We start from the raw sequence: 22,917 nt of genomic DNA on the forward strand, positions 1-22,917 counted from the left end.
CTAAGCGTGGTCAATAGCCCTGCTGCATGCGCCCTCTTTCTTGCGACACATCACGATCATAGTCACAAATGCCAGGTGCCCACTATTGGCGCTGACGACAAGCCACAGACATAAAAAAACCCCACAAACCCAAATAGGTTTGTGGGGCTTGGACACTACCCGCAGGTAGTGCCTATCCAGTGAACAGCTTAGAAATCAGAAGACTTCAAGGTACCGTCTTTCAGCGAGTTGGCGATCTGAGCTGCCTTCTCTGCGTCAAAGTCGATGTTGTCCAGAATGATCTTCTGATCGATCTGGCCATTACCTTGAGAACTGATACCAATTTCCATCTTGCCGTTAGCCGAGCTGCCTACCGTCAGGTACTGGCTCAGGTCGCCGTTGTTGAGGTCGTGGCCCGACAACAGATCAGTGATATCCAAGGTGTCGGTACCCGAATCACCAAAGTCCATCACGTAATCCACAGCCGGTTTGCTAGTAGTGCCTTGATCGCCCTTGTTCCACACAAAGGTGTCATCACCCTCACCACCGAACATGATGTCGTCACCGGCACCACCGATCAAGGTGTCGTTACCGCCCTGACCGTACAGGATGTCGTTACCTGCGCCACCGTCAAGGATATCGTCACCGCCACGCTTGTCGCCGTCGACGTTGAAGTCGGCGTGGTTTTCCTTGATGTACTCGTACAGATCATTACCTGTTGCTGGAGTGCCGTTGTTCTTCATCTGCAAGAACACTTCCAGCGCCTTCAGACCGGAGCCATCAGGCAGGTTGTCTGGACGACCACCCACTTCATGCCATGGCAAAACCGAACCGTCGGTGTTGATCGTGTCACCGAAGATGATGTCATTACCATCACCACCGATGATGTGATCGTTACCAACAGGGGCTGGATCGTTCGTTATGGAACCACCCTTCAAGGCTGCATCCAGGTCTTCCTTGGTGTTGACGATGTCGACCTTGTTGACCTCTTTCCAATCATTCGAATTGCCGGAGGACAACATCGTGACGTCGTCAATGTAGACCTTGTAGTTACCGCTGCTGGAACGATCATCCACCAGGAACTCGAAGCGGTACTGGCCTTCGCCAACTGGCTTGGTCGTGATAGTGCCGGAGCTACCTGGGCGGCCACCTTCCTGCACAACTTCCCAGTTACCTGTTTTCACGTTGAACTTCTGCAGTTGCCACTGGAACACGTCCTGGCTATTACGGCCATTCTCTGCATAGTGGAAGCTCAGTTTGCCATAGCTGCCCGCAGCGACTGTCATCCCTGGGCCAGCCACCGTGGTCGCGGTATCGCCATTACGGCTATAGGTATCGGTGATTTCCAAACGGTTATCAGGATTACGGCTGCTACCCAAATTCTGAACACCCAGAGAACCGTTGCCACTGACTTTATCCCAACCGTCATGACGACCGTTTTCAAAGTCAGTAACGTCCTTAGTGCCACGAATAACATCAACAACCTCAGTACCGGTGTTGTCGTACTTGCGCAGAACATCCACGCTGACGTCGTTACCAATACCCACCGCGTACACCTTGCTACCCGAAGAAGTAACCAAGCTGTCGTAAGCAGTCTTACCACGCGAGTCAGCAGTAGCGTCATAGCCACTACCAGCACCTTGGCCAGTACCGTACTGGGTTGGATTACCGTCAGTCAGGAAGTACGTAACGTTTTCATAAGCGTTGCCGTTCTTGTCTGTTGCCGGTGCATCGCCAGTCTTGAACCATGCTTCAGCCGCTTTGAAGGCTGCTTCGTAGTTGGTACCACCAACGTTGGAGTTCCAACCAGAGTTGTAACCGTTCAAGGTATCGATCGAATTCAGCAGTTTTATCAAATCTGCATGAGTCAGATCCTTGAACACGATAGGCGTATCAGCCTTGGTACCAAAGCCGATGATACTCAGGTTCACCGTGCCGCCTTCGTGGTTGGCCAAGCTTTCAGCCAAGGTCGTCAGCGCAGCCTTCAGCAACTGCATACGGTTCATGTTGTCCGTACCAGAAGCCTCTTTCATGCTGTTGGAACGGTCAACCAGGATGGCAATGTTGTAGCTCTGGCCGTGAACGATGTTCTCTTGCACACCGCCGCGGTCACCAATAATGACGTCGTCGCCCACGCCACCATTCGGATTGCCACCACCGTTACCATCAATGATCAACTGATCCACATCCAGCGTGTATGGGCCAGAGTCGTTGGCAGAAGCGCTGTTACCAGCCGAGTCTGTCGTCGTTACCTTGGCATCAACCGTATCGTTCTTCAACAGATCCTGTACAGGTACTGGGATCTTGAAGGTCAGATCATTGCCAACGGTACCGGTGTATTCCTTGCCACCGATAGTCAGAGTCACGGTATCGCCAGGCTGTACATCCTTGCCAACCGTACCGGTCACGTCAATCGTGCCCTTGCCGTCGCCAGCTTCCTTATGATCCAGCACGCCGTCACCAGCGATCGGATCCAGAGTGATCTCGGCTTCAGGCAATGTGGTCTGCACACCGTAGTCGCGGTCGGCTTCAGCGCTAGCGCTGTTACCGGCAGCATCCTTGGTCTCAACCTTGGCGTGGACGTTGTCATCCAGAGCCAGCTCGGAACCAGGAACGCTCACACTCCAGGTCTTGCCATCGGTATTAACCGTGGTTGTGTAGTCCTTGCCGTTCACGGTCACGGTGACTTTGTCACCAGCCTTGACGTCCTGACCAACCGTACCCGTCAGGGTGATGTTGGATTCGGACTCAGCCTTGTTGATCACGTCGTCACCAGCAATGGTGTCGATAGCAATCTCGGCCTTAGGCAAAGCGGTCTGAACGTCGTAGCCGCGGTCAGCTTCAGCCGACGCGGGGTTACCAGCGGCGTCTTCGGTCTCAACCTTGGCGTGGACGTTGCTGTCCTTAGCCAGTTCGGCACCGGGAACGTCCACGTTCCAGGTCTTACCGTCGGCGTTAACAGTAGTCGTGTAGTCCTTGCCGTTCACGGTCACAGTAACCGTGTCGCCAGCCTTCACGTCCTTGCCAACTGTACCCGTCAAGGTCACGTTGGACTCGGACTCAGCCTTGTTGATCACATCATCACCAGCAATGGTGTTGATGGTGATCGAGGCTTCGGGCAGATCGGTGTCTACGCCGTAGCCGCGGTCGGCTTCAGCGCTAGCTGGGTTACCAGCGGCGTCTTCGGTCTCAACCTTGGCGTGGACATTGCTGTCCTTGGCCAGTTCGGCACCGGGAACGTCTACGTTCCAGGTCTTGCCGTCGGCGTTAACAGTGGTCGTGTAGTCCTTGCCGTTCACGGTCACGGTGACGGTGTCACCAGCCTTGACGTCCTTGCCAACCGTACCCGTCAAGGTCACGTCGGACTCGGACTCAGCCTTGTTGATCACATCGTCACCAGCAATGGTGTTGATAGTGATCGAGGCTTCGGGCAGATCGGTATCGACACCGTAGCCACGGTCGGCTTCAGCGCTGGCTGGGTTACCAGCGGCGTCTTCGGTCTCAACCTTGGCGTGGACATTGCTGTCCTTGGCCAGTTCAGCACCAGGAACGTCCACGTTCCAGGTCTTGCCATCGGCGTTAACAGTGGTCGTGTAGTCCTTACCATTGACCGTCACGGTCACGGTATCACCGGCCTTGACGTCTTTACCCACGGTACCGGTGATGGTCACGTCGGACTCGGACTCAGCCTTGTTGATCACATCGTCACCAGCAATGGTGTTGATGGTGATCGAGGCTTCTGGCAGATCGGTATCGACACCGTAGCCGCGGTCAGCTTCAGCGCTAGCTGGGTTACCAGCGGCGTCTTCCGTTTCCACCTTGGCGTGGACGTTGCTGTCCTTGGCCAGTTCGGCACCAGGAACGTCCACGTTCCAGGTCTTGCCATCGGCGTTAACCGTGGTCGTGTAGTCCTTGCCGTTCACGGTCACAGTCACGGTGTCACCAGCCTTGACGTCCTTGCCAACCGTACCCGTCAAGGTCACGTCGGACTCAGACTCGGCCTTGTTGATCACATCGTCACCAGCAATGGTGTTGATGGTGATCGAGGCTTCTGGCAGATCGGTATCGACACCGTAGCCGCGGTCAGCTTCAGCGCTGGCTGGGTTACCAGCAGCGTCTTCGGTCTCAACCTTGGCGTGAACATTGCTGTCCTTGGCCAGTTCGGCACCAGGAACATCCACGTTCCAGGTCTTGCCATCGGCGTTAACGGTGGTCGTGTAGTCCTTACCATTGACCGTCACGGTCACGGTGTCACCGGCCTTGACGTCTTTACCCACGGTACCGGTGATGGTCACGTCGGACTCGGACTCAGCCTTGTTGACTACGTCGTCTTCAGCGATCACGTTGATCGCGATCTCAGCTTCTGGCAGGTCGGTGTCTACGCCGTAACCACGGTCGGCTTCAGCACTGGCTGGGTTACCAGCCGCGTCTTCGGTCTCAACCTTGGCGTGAACATTGCTGTCCTTGGCCAGTTCAGCACCAGGAACGTCTACGTTCCAGGTCTTGCCGTCGGCGTTAACAGTGGTCGTGTAGTCCTTACCATTGACCGTCACGGTCACGGTATCACCGGCCTTGACGTCTTTACCCACGGTACCGGTGATGGTCACGTCGGACTCGGACTCAGCCTTGTTGATCACATCGTCACCAGCAATGGTGTTGATGGTGATCGAGGCTTCTGGCAGATCGGTATCGACACCGTAGCCGCGGTCAGCTTCAGCGCTAGCTGGGTTACCAGCGGCGTCTTCCGTTTCCACCTTGGCGTGGACGTTGCTGTCCTTGGCCAGTTCGGCACCAGGAACGTCCACGTTCCAGGTCTTGCCATCGGCGTTAACCGTGGTCGTGTAGTCCTTGCCGTTCACGGTCACAGTCACGGTGTCACCAGCCTTGACGTCCTTGCCAACCGTACCCGTCAAGGTCACGTCGGACTCAGACTCGGCCTTGTTGATCACATCGTCACCAGCAATGGTGTTGATGGTGATCGAGGCTTCTGGCAGATCGGTATCGACACCGTAGCCGCGGTCAGCTTCAGCGCTGGCTGGGTTACCAGCAGCGTCTTCGGTCTCAACCTTGGCGTGAACATTGCTGTCCTTGGCCAGTTCGGCACCAGGAACATCCACGTTCCAGGTCTTGCCATCGGCGTTAACGGTGGTCGTGTAGTCCTTACCATTGACCGTCACGGTCACGGTGTCACCTGCCTTCACGTCTTTACCCACGGTACCGGTGATGGTCACGTCGGACTCGGACTCAGCCTTGTTGACTACGTCGTCTTCAGCGATCACGTTGATCGCGATCTCAGCTTCTGGCAGGTCGGTGTCTACGCCGTAACCACGGTCGGCTTCAGCACTGGCTGGGTTACCAGCCGCGTCTTCGGTCTCAACCTTGGCGTGAACATTGCTGTCCTTGGCCAGTTCAGCACCAGGAACGTCTACGTTCCAGGTCTTGCCGTCGGCGTTAACGGTGGTGGTGTAGTCCTTGCCATTGACCGTCACGGTCACGGTATCACCGGCCTTGACGTCTTTACCCACGGTACCGGTGATGGTCACGTCGGACTCGGACTCAGCCTTGTTGATCACATCGTCACCAGCAATGGTGTTGATGGTGATCGAGGCTTCTGGCAGATCGGTATCGACACCGTAGCCGCGGTCAGCTTCAGCGCTAGCTGGGTTACCAGCGGCGTCTTCGGTCTCAACCTTGGCGTGGACGTTGCTGTCCTTGGCCAGTTCGGCACCAGGAACGTCCACGTTCCAGGTCTTGCCATCGGCGTTAACGGTGGTCGTGTAATCCTTGCCGTTCACGGTCACGGTCACGGTGTCGCCAGCCTTGACGTCCTTGCCAACCGTACCGGAGACAGTGACATCTCCTTCCGATTCGGCTTTGTTGATGACGTCATCTTCAGCAATCACGTTGATCGCGATCTCAGCTTCAGGCAGATCGGTGTCGACGCCGTAACCGCGGTCAGCCTCAGCCGACGCTGGGTTACCAGCGGCGTCTTCGGTCTCAACCTTAGCGTGGACATTGCTATCCTTGGCCAGTTCAGCACCAGGAACGTCTACGTTCCAGGTCTTGCCATCGGCGTTAACGGTGGTCGTGTAATCCTTGCCGTTCACGGTCACGGTGACGGTATCGCCAGCCTTGACGTCCTTGCCAACCGTACCGGAGACAGTGACATCTCCTTCCGATTCGGCTTTGTTGATGACGTCATCTTCAGCGATCACGTTGATCGCGATCTCAGCTTCTGGCAGATCGGTGTCTACGCCGTAGCCACGGTCGGCTTCAGCGCTAGCTGGGTTACCAGCGGCGTCTTCGGTCTCAACCTTGGCGTGAACATTGCTGTCCTTGGCCAGTTCAGCACCAGGAACGTCCACGTTCCAGGTCTTGCCATCGGCGTTAACGGTGGTCGTGTAGTCCTTACCGTTGACCGTCACGGTCACGGTGTCACCGGCCTTGACGTCTTTACCCACGGTACCAGTAATGGTCACGTCGGACTCGGACTCGGCCTTGTTGACCACGTCGTCTTCGGCGATCACGTTAATGGCGATCTCAGCTTCAGGCAGATCGGTGTCTACACCGTAGCCACGGTCAGCTTCAGCGCTAGCTGGGTTACCAGCGGCGTCTTCCGTTTCCACCTTGGCGTGGACATTGCTGTCCTTGGCCAGTTCAGCACCAGGAACGTCTACGTTCCAGGTCTTGCCGTCGGCGTTAACGGTGGTGGTGTAGTCCTTGCCGTTCACGGTCACGGTGACGGTGTCGCCTGCCTTGACGTCTTTACCCACGGTACCAGTAATGGTCACGTCGGACTCGGACTCAGCCTTGTTGACTACGTCGTCTTCAGCGATCACGTTGATCGCGATCTCAGCTTCAGGCAGATCGGTCTCTACGCCGTAACCGCGGTCAGCTTCAGCGCTAGCTGGGTTACCAGCGGCGTCTTCCGTCTCAACCTTGGCGTGGACATTGCTGTCCTTGGCCAGTTCAGCACCAGGAACATCCACGTTCCAGGTCTTGCCATCGGCGTTAACGGTGGTCGTGTAGTCCTTGCCGTTCACGGTCACAGTCACGGTGTCACCGGCCTTCACGTCCTTACCAACCGTACCAGTAATGGTCACGTCGGACTCGGACTCAGCCTTGTTGACTACGTCATCTTCAGCGATCACGTTGATCACGATCTCGGCTTCGGGCAGATCGGTGTCGACACCGTAGCCACGGTCAGCTTCTGCCGACGCTGGGTTACCAGCGGCGTCTTCGGTCTCAACCTTGGCGTGAACATTGCTGTCCTTGGCCAGTTCGGCACCAGGAACGTCTACATTCCAGGTCTTGCCATCAGGGTTAACGGTGGTCGTGTAGTCCTTGCCGTTCACGGTCACAGTCACGGTGTCACCGGCCTTCACGTCCTTACCAACCGTACCAGTAATGGTCACGTCGGACTCGGACTCAGCCTTGTTGACTACGTCGTCTTCGGCGATCACGTTGATCGCGATCTCGGCTTCAGGCAGATCGGTGTCTACGCCGTAACCACGGTCGGCTTCAGCCGACGCTGGGTTACCAGCGGCGTCTTCGGTCTCCACCTTGGCGTGGACATTGCTGTCCTTAGCCAGTTCAGCACCAGGAACATCCACGTTCCAGGTCTTGCCATCGGCGTTAACGGTGGTCGTGTAATCCTTGCCATTGACCGTCACGGTCACGGTATCACCGGCCTTCACGTCTTTACCAACCGTACCAGAGACAGTGACATCCCCTTCCGATTCGGCTTTGTTGATGACGTCGTCTTCGGCGATCACGTTAATCGCGATCTCAGCTTCGGGCAGATCGGTGTCTACGCCGTAACCACGGTCAGCTTCAGCCGACGCTGGGTTACCAGCGGCGTCTTCGGTCTCAACCTTAGCGTGGACATTGCTGTCCTTGGCCAGTTCGGCACCAGGAACGTCCACGTTCCAGGTCTTGCCATCGGCGTTAACGGTGGTCGTGTAATCCTTGCCGTTCACGGTCACGGTGACGGTATCGCCAGCCTTGACGTCTTTACCAACCGTACCGGAGACAGTGACATCCCCTTCCGATTCGGCTTTGTTGATGACGTCATCTTCAGCGATCACGTTGATCGCGATCTCAGCTTCTGGCAGATCGGTGTCGACGCCGTAGCCACGGTCGGCTTCAGCGCTGGCTGGGTTACCAGCCGCGTCTTCGGTCTCAACCTTGGCGTGGACGTTGCTGTCCTTGGCCAGTTCGGCACCAGGAACGTCGACGTTCCAGGTCTTGCCATCAGCGTTAACGGTGGTCGTGTAATCCTTGCCGTTCACGGTCACGGTGACGGTATCGCCAGCCTTGACGTCTTTACCAACCGTACCGGAGACAGTGACATCCCCTTCCGATTCGGCTTTGTTGATCACGTCGTCTTCAGCGATCACGTTGATCGCGATCTCAGCTTCAGGCAGATCGGTGTCTACGCCGTAGCCACGGTCGGCTTCAGCGCTAGCTGGGTTACCAGCCGCGTCTTCGGTCTCAACCTTAGCGTGGACATTGCTGTCCTCGGCCAGTTCAGCACCAGGAACGTCGACGTTCCAGGTCTTGCCATCGGCGTTAACGGTGGTCGTGTAATCCTTGCCGTTCACGGTCACAGTAACCGTATCGCCAGCCTTCACGTCTTTACCCACGGTACCGGTGATGGTCACGTCGGACTCGGACTCAGCCTTGTTGACTACGTCGTCTTCAGCGATCACGTTGATCGCGATCTCAGCTTCTGGCAGATCGGTGTCTACGCCGTAACCACGGTCGGCTTCAGCACTGGCTGGGTTACCAGCAGCGTCTTCGGTCTCAACCTTGGCGTGAACATTGCTGTCCTTGGCCAGTTCGGCACCAGGAACGTCTACATTCCAGGTCTTGCCATCAGGGTTAACGGTGGTCGTGTAGTCCTTGCCGTTCACGGTCACAGTCACGGTGTCACCGGCCTTCACGTCCTTACCAACCGTACCGGAGACAGTGACATCCCCTTCCGATTCGGCTTTGTTGATGACGTCATCTTCAGCGATCACGTTGATCGCGATCTCAGCTTCTGGCAGATCGGTGTCTACGCCGTAGCCACGGTCGGCTTCAGCGCTGGCTGGGTTACCAGCCGCATCTTCGGTCTCAACCTTGGCGTGGACATTGCTGTCCTTGGCCAGTTCAGCACCAGGAACGTCTACGTTCCAGGTCTTGCCGTCGGCGTTAACGGTGGTGGTGTAGTCCTTGCCGTTCACGGTCACGGTGACGGTGTCGCCGGCCTTGACGTCTTTACCCACGGTACCAGTAATGGTCACGTCGGACTCGGACTCAGCCTTGTTGACTACGTCATCTTCAGCGATCACGTTAATGGCGATCTCGGCTTCAGGCAGATCGGTGTCGACGCCGTAACCGCGATCAGCTTCAGCGCTGGCTGGGTTACCAGCCGCATCTTCGGTCTCAACCTTAGCGTGGACATTGCTGTCCTTGGCCAGTTCAGCACCAGGAACGTCTACATTCCAGGTCTTGCCATCAGCGTTAACGGTGGTCGTGTAGTCCTTGCCGTTCACGGTCACGGTGACGGTGTCGCCAGCCTTGACGTCTTTACCAACCGTACCAGAGACAGTGACATCCCCTTCCGATTCGGCTTTGTTGATCACGTCATCTTCAGCGATCACGTTGATCGCGATCTCAGCTTCAGGCAGATCAGTATCCACACCGTAGCCACGGTCGGCTTCAGCGCTAGCTGGGTTACCAGCCGCGTCTTCGGTCTCCACCTTGGCGTGAACATTGCTGTCCTTGGCCAGTTCGGCACCAGGAACGTCTACATTCCAGGTCTTGCCATCAGCGTTAACGGTGGTCGTGTAGTCCTTGCCGTTCACGGTCACAGTCACGGTGTCACCGGCCTTCACGTCCTTACCAACCGTACCAGTAATGGTCACGTCGGACTCGGACTCAGCCTTGTTGACTACGTCGTCTTCGGCGATCACGTTGATCGCGATCTCGGCTTCAGGCAGATCGGTGTCTACGCCGTAACCACGGTCGGCTTCAGCCGACGCTGGGTTACCAGCGGCGTCTTCGGTCTCCACCTTGGCGTGGACATTGCTGTCCTTAGCCAGTTCAGCACCAGGAACATCCACGTTCCAGGTCTTGCCATCGGCGTTAACGGTGGTCGTGTAATCCTTGCCATTGACCGTCACGGTCACGGTATCACCGGCCTTCACGTCTTTACCAACCGTACCAGAGACAGTGACATCCCCTTCCGATTCGGCTTTGTTGATGACGTCGTCTTCGGCGATCACGTTAATCGCGATCTCAGCTTCGGGCAGATCGGTGTCTACGCCGTAACCACGGTCAGCTTCAGCCGACGCTGGGTTACCAGCGGCGTCTTCGGTCTCAACCTTAGCGTGGACATTGCTGTCCTTGGCCAGTTCGGCACCAGGAACGTCCACGTTCCAGGTCTTGCCATCGGCGTTAACGGTGGTCGTGTAATCCTTGCCGTTCACGGTCACGGTGACGGTATCGCCAGCCTTGACGTCTTTACCAACCGTACCGGAGACAGTGACATCCCCTTCCGATTCGGCTTTGTTGATGACGTCATCTTCAGCGATCACGTTGATCGCGATCTCAGCTTCTGGCAGATCGGTGTCGACGCCGTAGCCACGGTCGGCTTCAGCGCTGGCTGGGTTACCAGCCGCGTCTTCGGTCTCAACCTTGGCGTGGACATTGCTGTCCTTGGCCAGTTCAGCACCAGGAACGTCGACGTTCCAGGTCTTGCCATCGGCGTTAACGGTGGTCGTGTAATCCTTGCCGTTCACGGTCACAGTAACCGTATCGCCAGCCTTCACGTCTTTACCCACGGTACCGGTGATGGTCACGTCGGACTCGGACTCAGCCTTGTTGACTACGTCGTCTTCAGCGATCACGTTGATCGCGATCTCAGCTTCTGGCAGATCGGTGTCTACGCCGTAACCACGGTCGGCTTCAGCACTGGCTGGGTTACCAGCAGCGTCTTCGGTCTCAACCTTGGCGTGAACATTGCTGTCCTTGGCCAGTTCGGCACCAGGAACGTCTACGTTCCAGGTCTTGCCATCGGCGTTAACCGTGGTCGTGTAATCCTTGCCGTTCACGGTCACGGTGACGGTATCGCCTGCCTTGACGTCTTTACCAACCGTACCGGAGACAGTGACATCCCCTTCCGATTCGGCTTTGTTGATGACGTCATCTTCAGCGATCACGTTGATCGCGATCTCAGCTTCTGGCAGATCGGTGTCGACGCCGTAGCCACGGTCGGCTTCAGCGCTGGCTGGGTTACCAGCCGCGTCTTCGGTCTCAACCTTGGCGTGGACGTTGCTGTCCTTGGCCAGTTCAGCACCAGGAACGTCCACGTTCCAGGTCTTGCCGTCGGCGTTAACCGTGGTCGTGTAGTCCTTGCCATTGACCGTCACGGTCACGGTATCACCGGCCTTGACGTCCTTACCCACGGTACCGGTGATGGTCACGTCGGACTCGGACTCAGCCTTGTTGATTACGTCATCTTCAGCGATCACGTTAATAGCGATCTCAGCTTCAGGCAGATCGGTATCCACACCGTAGCCGCGGTCAGCTTCAGCGCTAGCTGGGTTACCCGCGGCGTCTTCGGTCTCAACCTTGGCGTGAACATTGCTGTCCTTGGCCAGTTCGGCACCAGGAACGTCTACGTTCCAGGTCTTGCCATCGGCGTTAACAGTAGTGGTGTAATCCTTACCGTTCACGGTCACGGTGACGGTGTCGCCTGCCTTGACGTCTTTACCAACCGTACCAGAGACAGTGACATCCCCTTCCGATTCGGCTTTGTTAATGACGTCGTCTTCAGCGATCACGTTGATCGCGATCTCGGCTTCAGGAGGCGTAACGTCTACGTCGTAAGGCTTCTCGTCGGTAGCGGTCGTTGTGTTGCCAGCGTCATCAGTCGTGGTGACTTTGGCTTCAACCTTGTCGTTGTTGACGAGTTCGGAGCCAGGAACGTCCACGCTCCAGGTCTTGCCGTCTGGGTTAACGGTGGTTTCGTATTCTTTGCCACCTACGGTCACAGTGACCTTGTCGCCAGGTTTGACGTCTTTACCCACCGTACCGGTGATCGTGACGTCGCCGCCCGACTCTTCCTTGTTGATAACGTCGTCGCCCGTGATCGGATCAATCTTGATCTCGGCTTCAGGAGGCGTAACGTCTACGTCGTAAGGCTTCTCGTCGGTAGCGGTCGTTGTGTTGCCAGCGTCATCAGTCGTGGTAACTTTGGCTTCAACCTTGTCGTTGTTGACCAGTTCGGAGCCAGGAACGTCCACGCTCCAGGTCTTGCCGTCCGGGTTAACGGTGGTTTCGTACTCTTTGCCACCTACGGTCACAGTGACCTTGTCGCCAGGTTTGACGTCTTTGCCCACCGTACCGGTGATCGTGACATCGCCGCCCGACTCTTCCTTGTTGATAACGTCATCGCCCGTGATCGGATCAATCTTGATCTCGGCTTCAGGAGGCGTGACGTCTACTTCGTAAGGACGATCGGTAGTGACAGTTGTGCTGTTGCCAGCCTCGTCAGTCGTAGTGACTTTGGCTTCAATCTTGTCGTTATTGACCAGTTCGGAGCCAGGAACGTCCACGCTCCAGGTCTTGCCGTCCGGGTTAACGGTGGTTTCGTACTCTTTGCCACCGATGGTCACGGTGACCTTGTCGCCTGGCTTGACGTCTTTACCCACCGTACCGGTGATGGTGACGTCGCCGTCGGACTCGTCTTTGTTAATCACGTCGTCGCCCGTGATGGGGTCGATGGTGATTTCGGCTTCTGGAGGCAGAGTGTCGACCGTGGTCGTGTCTTCGCCGCCGTTACCTGGTGTGCCCACTTCGTTGGTGTAGCTACCGTCAGGTACTTTGACGGTGATTTCGCCTTCGTAGTTCGGTGGGGGAACCAGTGTGCCGGTCCAGGTCTTGGGATCTTTATTGTCAGGCGTCAGGCCTTCGATGCGACCACCGCCGGTGACCACGATGTCTTCGATGTCGAAGCCAAATGGCACTTCAGTGAACGTGAAGGTAACCGTGCCGTCGTCGTTGATCTTGACGGTAACGGAGGGGGGAACCAGGGGACCGGCTTCTTCTTCGCCTGTACCGCTGTAGCCACCCAAGCGCACGTTTTCAACATTAGGCACGCCAGGACGTGGGTATTCCAGTGCCAGTGGGCGCGTGGTTTCCACAATGCTGACCAGACGAGTGAAGCTGCTGCCACCGCCTTCGCCACCACCGGTCAATACGGCAGCGGTTGGGTCAAGTTGGGAGAATGGGTCATTGCCGGCTTCCAAAGCGGCCAACACAGCCGTAATGGCTGGGTCGTTGGGGTTGGCCAGGGCGGCTGCCACAGGGTCCACATCCGTTTCTGCGATATCTCCGCTAACCAGGAAAGACCGGTTATCGGAAATCGTCATGGGTGGGCTGCCTGGGATTTCGAGTTCGACGCTGGCGCCGGTCTCGGTGATGATCTCGGCGTTAACAGGGACACGCATCCCTTCTTTTACAGCTACTTTTGAACCATCGCTGGTACGAATCCATGCCGTACCTTCAACTCGGGTTACTAAAACAGTATCCAGTGCCATGACTGTCTGATTCCTAAAAAAAGACCGCGGCGACGCAGCAGTCTGAAATTGACTTTCTTTGATCAGAGAATAGCGAGTTGACCCGCTGCTCGATATTGGCGTCGCCGCCAGTTCGCTGTTTTATTTATTGTTATTGACTTAACTTAACAATACGAACGGGACGGCGAGCAGGCGCTTAGGCTATGCCGTGTACTTTTAGCGCCAACATCAAACGATCTGTTACATTCAGCTTCTCAAAAACAGCCTGGAGATGGGCGCGCACCGTTCTTTCGGTGATTCCCAGATCGTTTGCAATCAACTGATTGGAGTGACCCAGCGAGGCGCGTTGCGCAACCTCGACTTCACGGCTGGTCAAGGTGCTTTCCCAACCCGCCTTCGGTTCCAGACGACGGGTGACATCGCTGAGCAAACGGCTCAGCAAGGACTCGCCCACCCAGACCTGGCCACTGGCCACATGATCCAGCGCCTGCACCAGCAGCGGGGAGGAACTGTAAGCATGAATGTAACCACGCGCACCCAAAGCCAGAACAGACTGGCCTTCCGTATCCAGTGGCCGGGGGCTGGCGATAATTACTTTCATGCCCTGCACGGCCTGGGCCCACTGAGGATGGTTCCACAAAGCCAGGGCGCTATCGACCACCACCAGATCACGATGCTGTTGTTTCCAACGCAATAAATCGTCCATGCCCTGCCCTCTGGCGGGCAGCCAGGTCACGGATTCCAGATGACGCCAATGCTGCCACAACGCCTCATCGGCAGTCAGAAATAAAACCGAATTTACTTGTCGCATACCGCTTTTCCCTTACTGGTAACACGAGCTATAAGCCATCAGCTCTTGGTCTGACTCGGGTGTTACACCTCTATCGTCAGCGCTACTCCCCCAACGGACCGATCGGCCTTAACGCTCCCTGAAGGCGTTGGATCTGGCCCTGAGAATAGGTTTGAGTAAGTACTGCATAACTGTCCGCTTGCCCGTCAGGATGTGCACATCGGCCACCATACCGGGCAAGATTGGACGGTTATCGTCACCGACGTAAACCGTGTCAGTACGTACCTTAGCTATATAGAATGAATTGCCTTTTTCATCGGTAATGGTGTCGGCACTGGTTTGCTCCAGCACGCCAGGCAAGCCACCATAGATGGCGAAGTCATAAGCCGTGAACTTGACCTCGGCAGTCTGTCCCGAGTGCAGAAACCCGATATCGCGCGGATTAATACGTACTTCCAGCAACAAGGTGTCATCGGTAGGCACGATTTCCAGAATATCTTTACCGGGTTGCAGCACACCGCCCACCGTATTGGCAGACAGCGTCTTGACCGTGCCGCGCACAGGCGAGCGCACTTCAGCCAGTCGCACACGATCAGCCAAGGCGCGTTGGCCTTGTTCCAGAGAAGCCAATTTGGCGCGTGTTTCAGCCAGCTCGGTACGGGCCTGGTTGCGGAAGATGATTTCCACTTCGCCAATACGGTTCTGAGCTTCCTGAATGGAGGCTTGAATACGGCTGATCTGTGCGGTAGCTGCTTTCTGTTCACCGCAGTAACGAGCCACATCACGTTGCAAGCGCAGCAAGTCCACTTCGGACACCGCTCCGCTCTTAAGCAAAGGACGAGTCATTTGCAGCTCTTGCGAAGTCAGCCCGCAACTGGATGCCGCTTGGTCACGGTTAGCCTGCGTTTCACGCAATTCCTGTTGACGCTGGTTCAACTGCTCTTGAGCCACCGAAATATTGGTGCGAAGCTCTTCTGTCCGAGCCTGCCAGACACGGCGCTCCATTTCAGCCAGATCCGGTGCTTTCTCCAGAACTTCGCTGGGCATATCAAAGGGCTGGTCGGCCGCAATGGCTTCCAGACGAGCCGCCTTGGCCATCAAGGACAAGGATTCGGCTTCGTTCTCACCCAGAGACGACGAGGCACGCGTAGGATCAACTCGCAGCAGCACTTCACCGGCTTCCACGGATTGACCGGGCCGCACCAGAATTTCTTCAACAACGCCGCCGTCCAGGCTTTGCACAATCTGCACCTGGCGAGAAGGCACCACTTTGCCTTCACCGCGCACAACTTCATCAATACTGGCCAGGCTTGCCCAGACGATCAGCACGCATAACGCCAAAAGGCTTAGCCAGATCAGCAAGGTAGAGCCGCGCACTTCCTGGTAGCGAGCTGTCCAGGAAGCGTTCTTGACCATATTGTTGCCAATAGGTGGCGAATCGGAATTGTCGAGCTGAGTACGCACCCAAGCGATCAGATTTTTGATCTTCATGATGCACTCCGGGCTTTACCGATCTGCCCACTACGCAAGGCAGCAACAACCTGATCTTTCGGACCATCGGCCACAATGCGGCCCATATCCATCACGATCAGGCGATCCACCAGCTCCAGCAAGGCCGTACGGTGTGTCACCAGCACCACCGTTTTGCCTTCGCACTCTTTATGCAGGCTACGGCGCAATGCGGATTCGCTCTGGTTATCCATATTGCTGCTGGGTTCGTCCAGCAACAGAATAGACGGGCTACCAATCAGGGCACGCGCCACGGCAATGGCTTGGCGTTGACCTCCCGACAGGGATTCGCCACGCTCGCCAATCATCATGTCGTAGCCATCAGGATGGAGTCGGGCAAAATCGTCCACCCCGGCTTGGCGAGCTGCTGCCAGCATCTGCTCGTCGGTCGCGTAAGGCGTACCCATGATCAGATTGTGTTTCAAGGTGCCATAAAACAGCATGGGGTCCTGCGAGACATAACCCATGGAGCGACGTACGTCAGCCGGGTCAATCTGCAAGCTATCAATGCCATCCAGCACCACGGTGCCGCCGGTCGGTTTGTACAGCCCGAGGATCAATTTGGACAGCGTGGTTTTACCGGAACCGATACGCCCAATAATGCCGATCTTCTCGCCCGCTTTTAAGGAGAAGCTGACCTTGTCGAGCACGTTCTGAGTTGCACCGGGATAGGTGAAACTGACGTTCCGAAACTCAATCGAGCCTTCCAGATAGGGACGAGGCACAAAGTGACGCTCTTCGGGATGCTCAACCGGCATCTGCATGTAGGAATCCACCGAACCCAAAGAGGTACGGGCATTCTGATACTGCATCATCAAACCTGCCACCTGCCCCAAGGGAGCCAGACAGCGGCCAGCAATCATGGAGGAAGCAATAATGCCACCCATGGTCAGCTTGGTTTCCTGAACCAGGTACACCCCGATAATGACTACGCTGATGGTGACCATCTGCTGCAGCATTTGCACCGTGTTAACGGTAAGGGTGGAGGTCATCTTGATTTTGGCGCCCTGGCGAGCCAGATACTCGGTGGACTGTTCCCAGGCCCGCTGAGCATTGCTTTGGGCATTCAACACTTTCAGTGTTTCCAGCCCAGCCAGAGACTCGACCAAACCTGCGTTACGCTGAGCGGCCGCCTGGAAGGTCTGTTTGGTCAAACGCTCCATACGAGCCTGGGCGAACCAGGAAATACCCAAAATAATAAAAATGGCTACAACCGGCGGAATCAGCATCCAGGGTGAAATCCACGCCAGCACAGCCAAAAACAACAGCACAAAAGGCAAATCGACCAGTGTGGTCAAACTGGCCGAAGCGATGAAATCACGCACGGATTCAAACGAGCGCAGGTTGGCAGCAAAAGAGCCCACCGACGGCGGTCGGTTCTCCATACGCAAGTCCAGCACCCGCTCCATAATGCGAGCCGATAACTGAATATCCACACGTTTGCTGGCGGCATCGACCACATAGGCCCGCACGCTGGTCAGCAACATGTTCATCAGTAACACCAGACCAATCCCGATCGACAGCACCCACAGGGTTTCAATCGCTTTATTGGGGACGACCCGGTCATACACGTTCATGGTGTAGAGCGGAATGGCCAGGGCAAACAGATTAATCAGAAAGGCGGCGCCAATCGCATCGCGATACAGACGCCAGTTCTGCACCACGGCAGCCCAGAACCAGTGCTTGCCCTTGATCGGGGCCACACCATCTTTAGCACGTGCTTCAACCCGAAAATCCGGCTGCACAACGGCCAACAGCCCGGAGTACTGCGCTTGCAGAACGTCCAGACTGATTTCACTGGGGCTACCGCTTTCCGGAAAGTGCACCCGCGCCTGCTGATCATCCAGACTCAGCAAGACACATGCCCGGTTATTGTTCAGCAACAAAATAACCGGGAACAGGTTGGTGTCCAGTTCGGTGAACGGTCGACGCCAGATTCGGGCCGTGCAATGGCCTCGCGCCGCTGCCCGACTAAGTAGCGCGGGCGTCAGTCGCCCTCGCTGCAAAGGCAGACCCGCCGACAAGTGCTGCGGCGTGCAGGGATTACCGTGGATACGGGTAATCTCTGCCAAGCAGGTCAGGAGCGGATCATCATGGGTCAGATGAGGCGGGATACTGAATTCCCCGCTTGTGGGTGTCGTGCTATCAGATGAGTGGTTCATCGTCATTAATCAAATCCAGCGAATCCCGCAGGCGCTGGCGGGTCAGTTTGCGCTCATTCAATTTGGCCAAAGCCTGCGGAGGCAGATCAGTCATACGAAGTACACCGTTTGCAATCAGTGCATCAATCAAATCCTCCAGCACCCGGATAAAACCTGCATCCGAGGCAGAAAGCTCTTGCTTGTAATCATCTTCGTTCTGACTCATACGTGCCTCCTTCACTATCTAATACGCCAAGTAGCAGAGACTTACAGCCCGGCTGCTTTCTCGCGCAGGACGGGCGGAGCCATACCATCGCGATAGTCAACCGACACAGGGGTCAAATTGGACGTATCTGGAACTGGCGTCATGCAAGCCTGGAATGCCTCTTCGGGGAAATCCAGCTTGGTGGCTTCTTCAGGCTGCTCCGAGTAAGGCTGGGCCAGGCCAACCGCCGACACCAGACGGTGCGACAGGGTCAACCAACGGTATTCAGCTTGCTGCAAGTCGTACGTGGCGTTGGCCAGAGCACGGCGAGCATCAAACAATTCGTTTTCCGTATCCAGCAAGTCCAGCAAGGAGCGCTGACCAATCTGGAACTGCTGCATGTAAGCAACGCGAACCTTGGAGGTAGCCAGTTCGTGTTGTTTCAGGAATGGCAACTGAGCACGCAAGCGCTCGATGTTGTTCCAGGCGACAGCCAGATCTTGCTGCACGTTACGGCAGGTGTAATCACGCACGTCGCGGGCGGCATATTGCTGAGCCGTGGTTTGGCGGATACGGGCTGCATCAGCACCGCCACGGAACAGGTTGTACGACAGCATCAACTGCACGTTGCTGCTTTGCGAATTGCGGTAAGCGGAACCGGGAGGATCATTTTTGTCTTTACCCGTAGCAGCACGGAATTCCAGCGTAGGCGACATGCGGCCTTGGGCCACGTGCTTGCCGGACTCAGCCGCTTGGTACAGCGCTTGCTTGGCCAAGATCATGGGACTGGTGCGCAGCGATGGCAAAAAGTCCTTGGTATTGGCGGGAATGGATTCGCTCAGGCTGGGAGCGGTTTGCATGACTTCAGGAGCGGCCACGCCAACAATACGGCGGTAGCGTTGCAACACGTCGTTCAGGTTGCCTGCTTCGGTCATCATGTTGCTTTGAGCCAAGGACTGACGACCATAGGCCTGTTCCAGGTCAACGCCACGGCCCACGCCGGATGCGGAACGCTCCTGGATCTGGCCCAGGATGTTCATGTGCATGCCGTAGTTTTCACGAGCCAGCTTTTCCATTTCGCGGTAACGCAACACGTCAATGTGTGCATTGGCCGCTTCCAGCGCCAAGGAGTCGACCGAAGCCAACAGCTCGTAATAAGTCGCCAGTTTTTCGTAACCGAGCTGACGGACCTGGTTGATCGAGGAGAAACCATCAAAAATCAACTGACGCAGTTGCAGGCTGTAGCCATTGCGCGACCAGTTGGTCGACGGAGCACCCGAGGTGCTGCCACGCCATTCTTTGCCAACCCAACCCTGGGCATTAACTTCTGGCATCAAGGCGCCACGGCTGACATTCTGGCCTTCAAGCGCAGACTGGAAATCCTGAAAGCGAGCGCCAAGTTCAGGATTGGACATGATTGCCCGCTCAATACTGTCCTTGAAGCTCAAGCTGCTTTCCTGGGCTAGCACTGGTTGCGCCAGCAGTAGCGCTGTCAGTAGCGAACTTACCGTTAGAGTTTTATTACCACGCACGTCGGCCTCCGTAAGATCCTGTGCAACATCGCACGACAGACGTCATCACGTCATCGTTGCAACGCATTGCCAGATCAAATTTAAGTACAAAAATGAAAGAAGAATGGGTTCGGTGTGCCACTTAAACCAAGTGAAAGGAACACCACCCGAGGGCCCAACACCTATGTATTGCACATGGGCTTTACATCTAAGGTTGGCACGCACATCGCCAACCGCAGCAGTATGTTCATAATGGACCGGGGCAAGACAAGGCGGAGCTACAGGCTTCTGACCTGTATTCTTGGAGCATAACCTTGTGTCTGATTGTGACCTTTTGCGTGACGTAGAGTGCAACTGTTCACGTGGATCACGGGACAAATTGTATCTTAGATTACAAGGGCCTTCGTCGATCACAATGTTAAAAATGATAAATAGCCTGTGACAAAAACAGCAACAAAGCCATGAAATTAAACGATTCTGAGCAATTAGGCGCTTAACCAAGAATTGTTGTGTCATGTTCGCCGCTGACAACCGTTGGTAATAATCTACAAAAAACTTTCACCATAATAAGCATTTAGGTTACATCAAGAGAAATCCAAGTTCTCATCAAACGATAAAAATAATTTCTGTGTCGTAAACATAACAATCATTCCAATTAAGAATGCTGCACTTGTAACGATTTCTTATTGCATTTTGATGTCTCTTTTCATCTCTCCGTCAGGTTTTTAAAAAGAGATTGAATATCAAAAACTTATAACAATCGAACCAGTCCTTCGCTTTTTTGCACTCCTTTGTTGCTTCTCTGAACAATCCGTTGCTGCGATCCCTACCACCCATGCTTGTCCCGCTTCTTCCCGCCCGATACCATCGGAAAGGTACGTATCTAGTTAGCAACACAGACAACTTGGAGGCCGCTCATGTATCAACACCTGGCCCTGTATATCAATGGTCAATTTCTGGATGGACAAGGTCGCCAGACCCAGGCCGTCATCAACCCTGCCAATGGCAGCACGCTGGGCCAACTGCCCCTGGCATCCCAGGCAGATCTGGATGCGGCACTGGATGCGGCTCAGACCGCTTTCAAAAGCTGGCGTCATAGTTCACCCATGGACCGCAGCGCGATCTTGCGCAAGGTTGCTGAACTGTCGCGCGAACGCGCTCAGGAAATCGGCCGCAATCTGACCCTGGATCAGGGCAAGCCACTGGCCGAGGCAGTGGGTGAAATTCAGTCCTGCGCTGACCATGCAGATTGGCACGCCGAGGAATGCCGCCGTATTTATGGCCGCGTCATCCCTGCCCGCAATCCCAAAGTGCAGCAAATGGTCTTGCGTGAACCCATCGGGGTCTGCGCGGCGTTTACACCGTGGAACTTCCCCTATAACCAGGCCATCCGCAAAATCTGCGCGGCTATTGGAGCGGGTTGCACCATTATTCTGAAAGGCCCCGAAGATTCGCCCAGTGCAGTCATGGCGATTGCTCAAGCCTTCCATGACGCAGGTCTGCCTCCTGGCGTACTGAATATTGTCTGGGGTGTGCCACAAGAGGTGTCGGATTACCTGATCCGCTCGCCTATCGTGCGCAAAGTCTCGTTTACCGGCTCTGTACCCGTGGGCAAGCAACTGGCCGCGCTGGCCGGTGCTCATATGAAACGCATCACCATGGAACTGGGTGGCCACTCTCCCGTGCTGGTCCTGCCTGATGCCGATGTGGCACGTGCGGCTCGTCAACTGGCTCGCTTCAAGATTCGCAATGCCGGGCAAGTCTGCATTTCCCCCACGCGCTTTTATATCCACGACGATATCTACACGGCATTTGTGGATCGCTTCACCGAAGAACTGGCGAATGTGAAAGTGGGCGATGGTCTGGACCCGGATACACAAATGGGCCCCTTGGCCCACGAGCGCCGTATCCCCATGATGCAAAAATTTGTCGACAACGCCCGCTCACTAGGCGGCAAAGTGTTGCTTGGCGGCGAACAGATCAAGCGCGACGGTTTCTTTTTCTCGCCCACGGTGCTGACGGATTTACCCGACGATGCCCTGGTCATGACTGAAGAGCCTTTTGGCCCCATCGCCCCTCTGACTCGCTACAGTGATCTGGACGATGCTATTGCCCGTGCCAACAGCCTGCCTTTTGGTTTGTCGGCCTACGCCTTTACCCAATCCTTGCAAGATGCGCATCGACTGGGCACAGAACTGGAATCGGGTATGGTCAATATCAACCACTTTGGCAGCTCCCTGCCCGAGACTCCGTTTGGTGGTGTCAAAGACAGTGGCATTGGCAGCGAAGGCGGTGCTGAAACCTTTGACGGATACTTAGTCACCAAATTTGTGACCCAGATCTAAGACTGGCTCCTGGCCCCGCTTTGCGGGGCTAGGGTGAACCCCTACTGTACTAACTACGCATTCCCGTTACATTATTCAAACACTCGTTTGAAATTAGGAATTAACGGTGAAACGCTCTGATCGGACACAGTCCTCTATTCTCGATGCAGCCGAACATCTGTTCGCGTTGTATGGTCACGAAAATACCTCCATGCGCCAGATTACGGCGCAAGCCAAGGTGAACCTGTCGGCAGTCAATTATCACTTCGGCAGCAAAGACGGACTTACACAGGCCGTGTTTCAACGCCGCCTGAACAGCATCAATCAAGAGCGTCTGGAAAAGCTGGCCTGTTATCGCCAGCAAGCCGGTGAAGGCCCTCTGAAAGCCTCCCAGGTTGTGGATGCTTTCTTTGGCCCCCTGATCCGGCTGGCTGGCTCGGGCAACGGCGCCCCCCGCTCGTTTATTCCTTTGCCTGGACAAGACCGCCCGGCACCGCAGGACTTCATCCAGTCTATCTGTTGGGATGAACAAGTCGCCATCTTCCTGCCCTTCAAGCAGGCTTTGCACGAAGCCCTGCCCACGGTGCCGGAAGAAGAAATTATCTGGCGATTCCATTTCATGTTGGGTGCCACTTCCTACGCATTGATGGGCACCCAATCATTGCGTCGGGCTTTGCAATTACCCCTTAGCGACAGCCCCGAAAGTGAACAGCAACTGCAACAACGCTTGATGAGCTTCCTGCTGGGTGGATTACGAGCTCCTTTACCCGCCAACGCCTGAACTGAGCGGTCGTCCCGACTGCCAAGCTGTACCCAGGTGAACCATGCCCCTTTTAGGGGCAGCAAGTCGAAGGTGCAGCGTGGGGGCATTTTTTACCGCCGGGCCGCTC

General features: G+C 55.8%; 8 protein-coding genes. 2 read left to right on the forward strand and 6 right to left on the reverse strand.

Features of this window, described 5'->3' with window-relative positions; all coding sequences use genetic code 11:
• Positions 1 to 188 precede the first annotated feature (188 nt).
• The 6 genes from JYG33_RS12945 to JYG33_RS12970 all read right to left on the reverse strand — a co-directional run bounded on the left by JYG33_RS12945 (position 189) and on the right by JYG33_RS12970 (position 19,640).
• Positions 189 to 13,568 (reverse strand): Ig-like domain-containing protein, encoded by a 13,380-nt coding sequence (locus JYG33_RS12945; RefSeq protein WP_207872609.1) that lies wholly within the window; start codon positions 13,566 to 13,568, stop codon positions 189 to 191.
• Positions 13,569 to 13,743: 175 nt separating this feature from the next.
• Positions 13,744 to 14,358, reverse strand: a complete 615-nt coding sequence (locus tag JYG33_RS12950) for a response regulator transcription factor (RefSeq protein WP_207872610.1) — start codon at positions 14,356 to 14,358, stop codon at positions 13,744 to 13,746.
• Between the two features lie 108 nt (positions 14,359 to 14,466).
• Positions 14,467 to 15,753 carry an HlyD family type I secretion periplasmic adaptor subunit gene (locus JYG33_RS12955; RefSeq protein WP_243430350.1) on the reverse strand — a complete coding sequence of 429 codons (1,287 nt, stop codon included), beginning with the start codon at positions 15,751 to 15,753 and terminating at the stop codon, positions 14,467 to 14,469.
• Positions 15,754 to 15,824: 71 nt separating this feature from the next.
• The gene (locus JYG33_RS12960; RefSeq protein ID WP_243430173.1) at positions 15,825 to 18,008 is read right to left on the reverse strand and encodes a type I secretion system permease/ATPase; all 2,184 of its coding nucleotides are present in this window, start codon (positions 18,006 to 18,008) and stop codon (positions 15,825 to 15,827) included.
• Positions 17,992 to 18,213, reverse strand: coding sequence for a hypothetical protein (locus tag JYG33_RS12965; protein WP_207872612.1), 222 nt, complete (start codon positions 18,211 to 18,213; stop codon positions 17,992 to 17,994). Before JYG33_RS12965 ends, JYG33_RS12960 begins: the two co-directional genes overlap by 17 nt.
• 41 nt (positions 18,214 to 18,254) lie before the next feature.
• Entirely contained in the window at positions 18,255 to 19,640 is a 1,386-nt protein-coding gene (locus JYG33_RS12970; protein WP_243430174.1) for a TolC family outer membrane protein, read from the reverse strand.
• Between the two features lie 980 nt (positions 19,641 to 20,620).
• Here JYG33_RS12970 and JYG33_RS12975 point away from each other — a divergent pair.
• Both JYG33_RS12975 and JYG33_RS12980 read left to right on the forward strand, forming a co-directional pair.
• Positions 20,621 to 22,048: an NAD-dependent succinate-semialdehyde dehydrogenase gene (locus JYG33_RS12975; protein ID WP_207872613.1), complete on the forward strand. Its 1,428-nt coding sequence runs from the start codon at positions 20,621 to 20,623 to the stop codon at positions 22,046 to 22,048.
• 106 nt (positions 22,049 to 22,154) lie between these two features.
• Positions 22,155 to 22,808, forward strand: coding sequence for a TetR/AcrR family transcriptional regulator (locus tag JYG33_RS12980; protein ID WP_207872614.1), 654 nt, complete (start codon positions 22,155 to 22,157; stop codon positions 22,806 to 22,808).
• The last annotated feature ends 109 nt before the right edge of the window (positions 22,809 to 22,917 follow it).

The sequence above is a fragment of the Alcaligenes sp. SORT26 genome (genome assembly GCF_017377875.1).
GTDB lineage: Bacteria > Pseudomonadota > Gammaproteobacteria > Burkholderiales > Burkholderiaceae_B > Alcaligenes > Alcaligenes parafaecalis.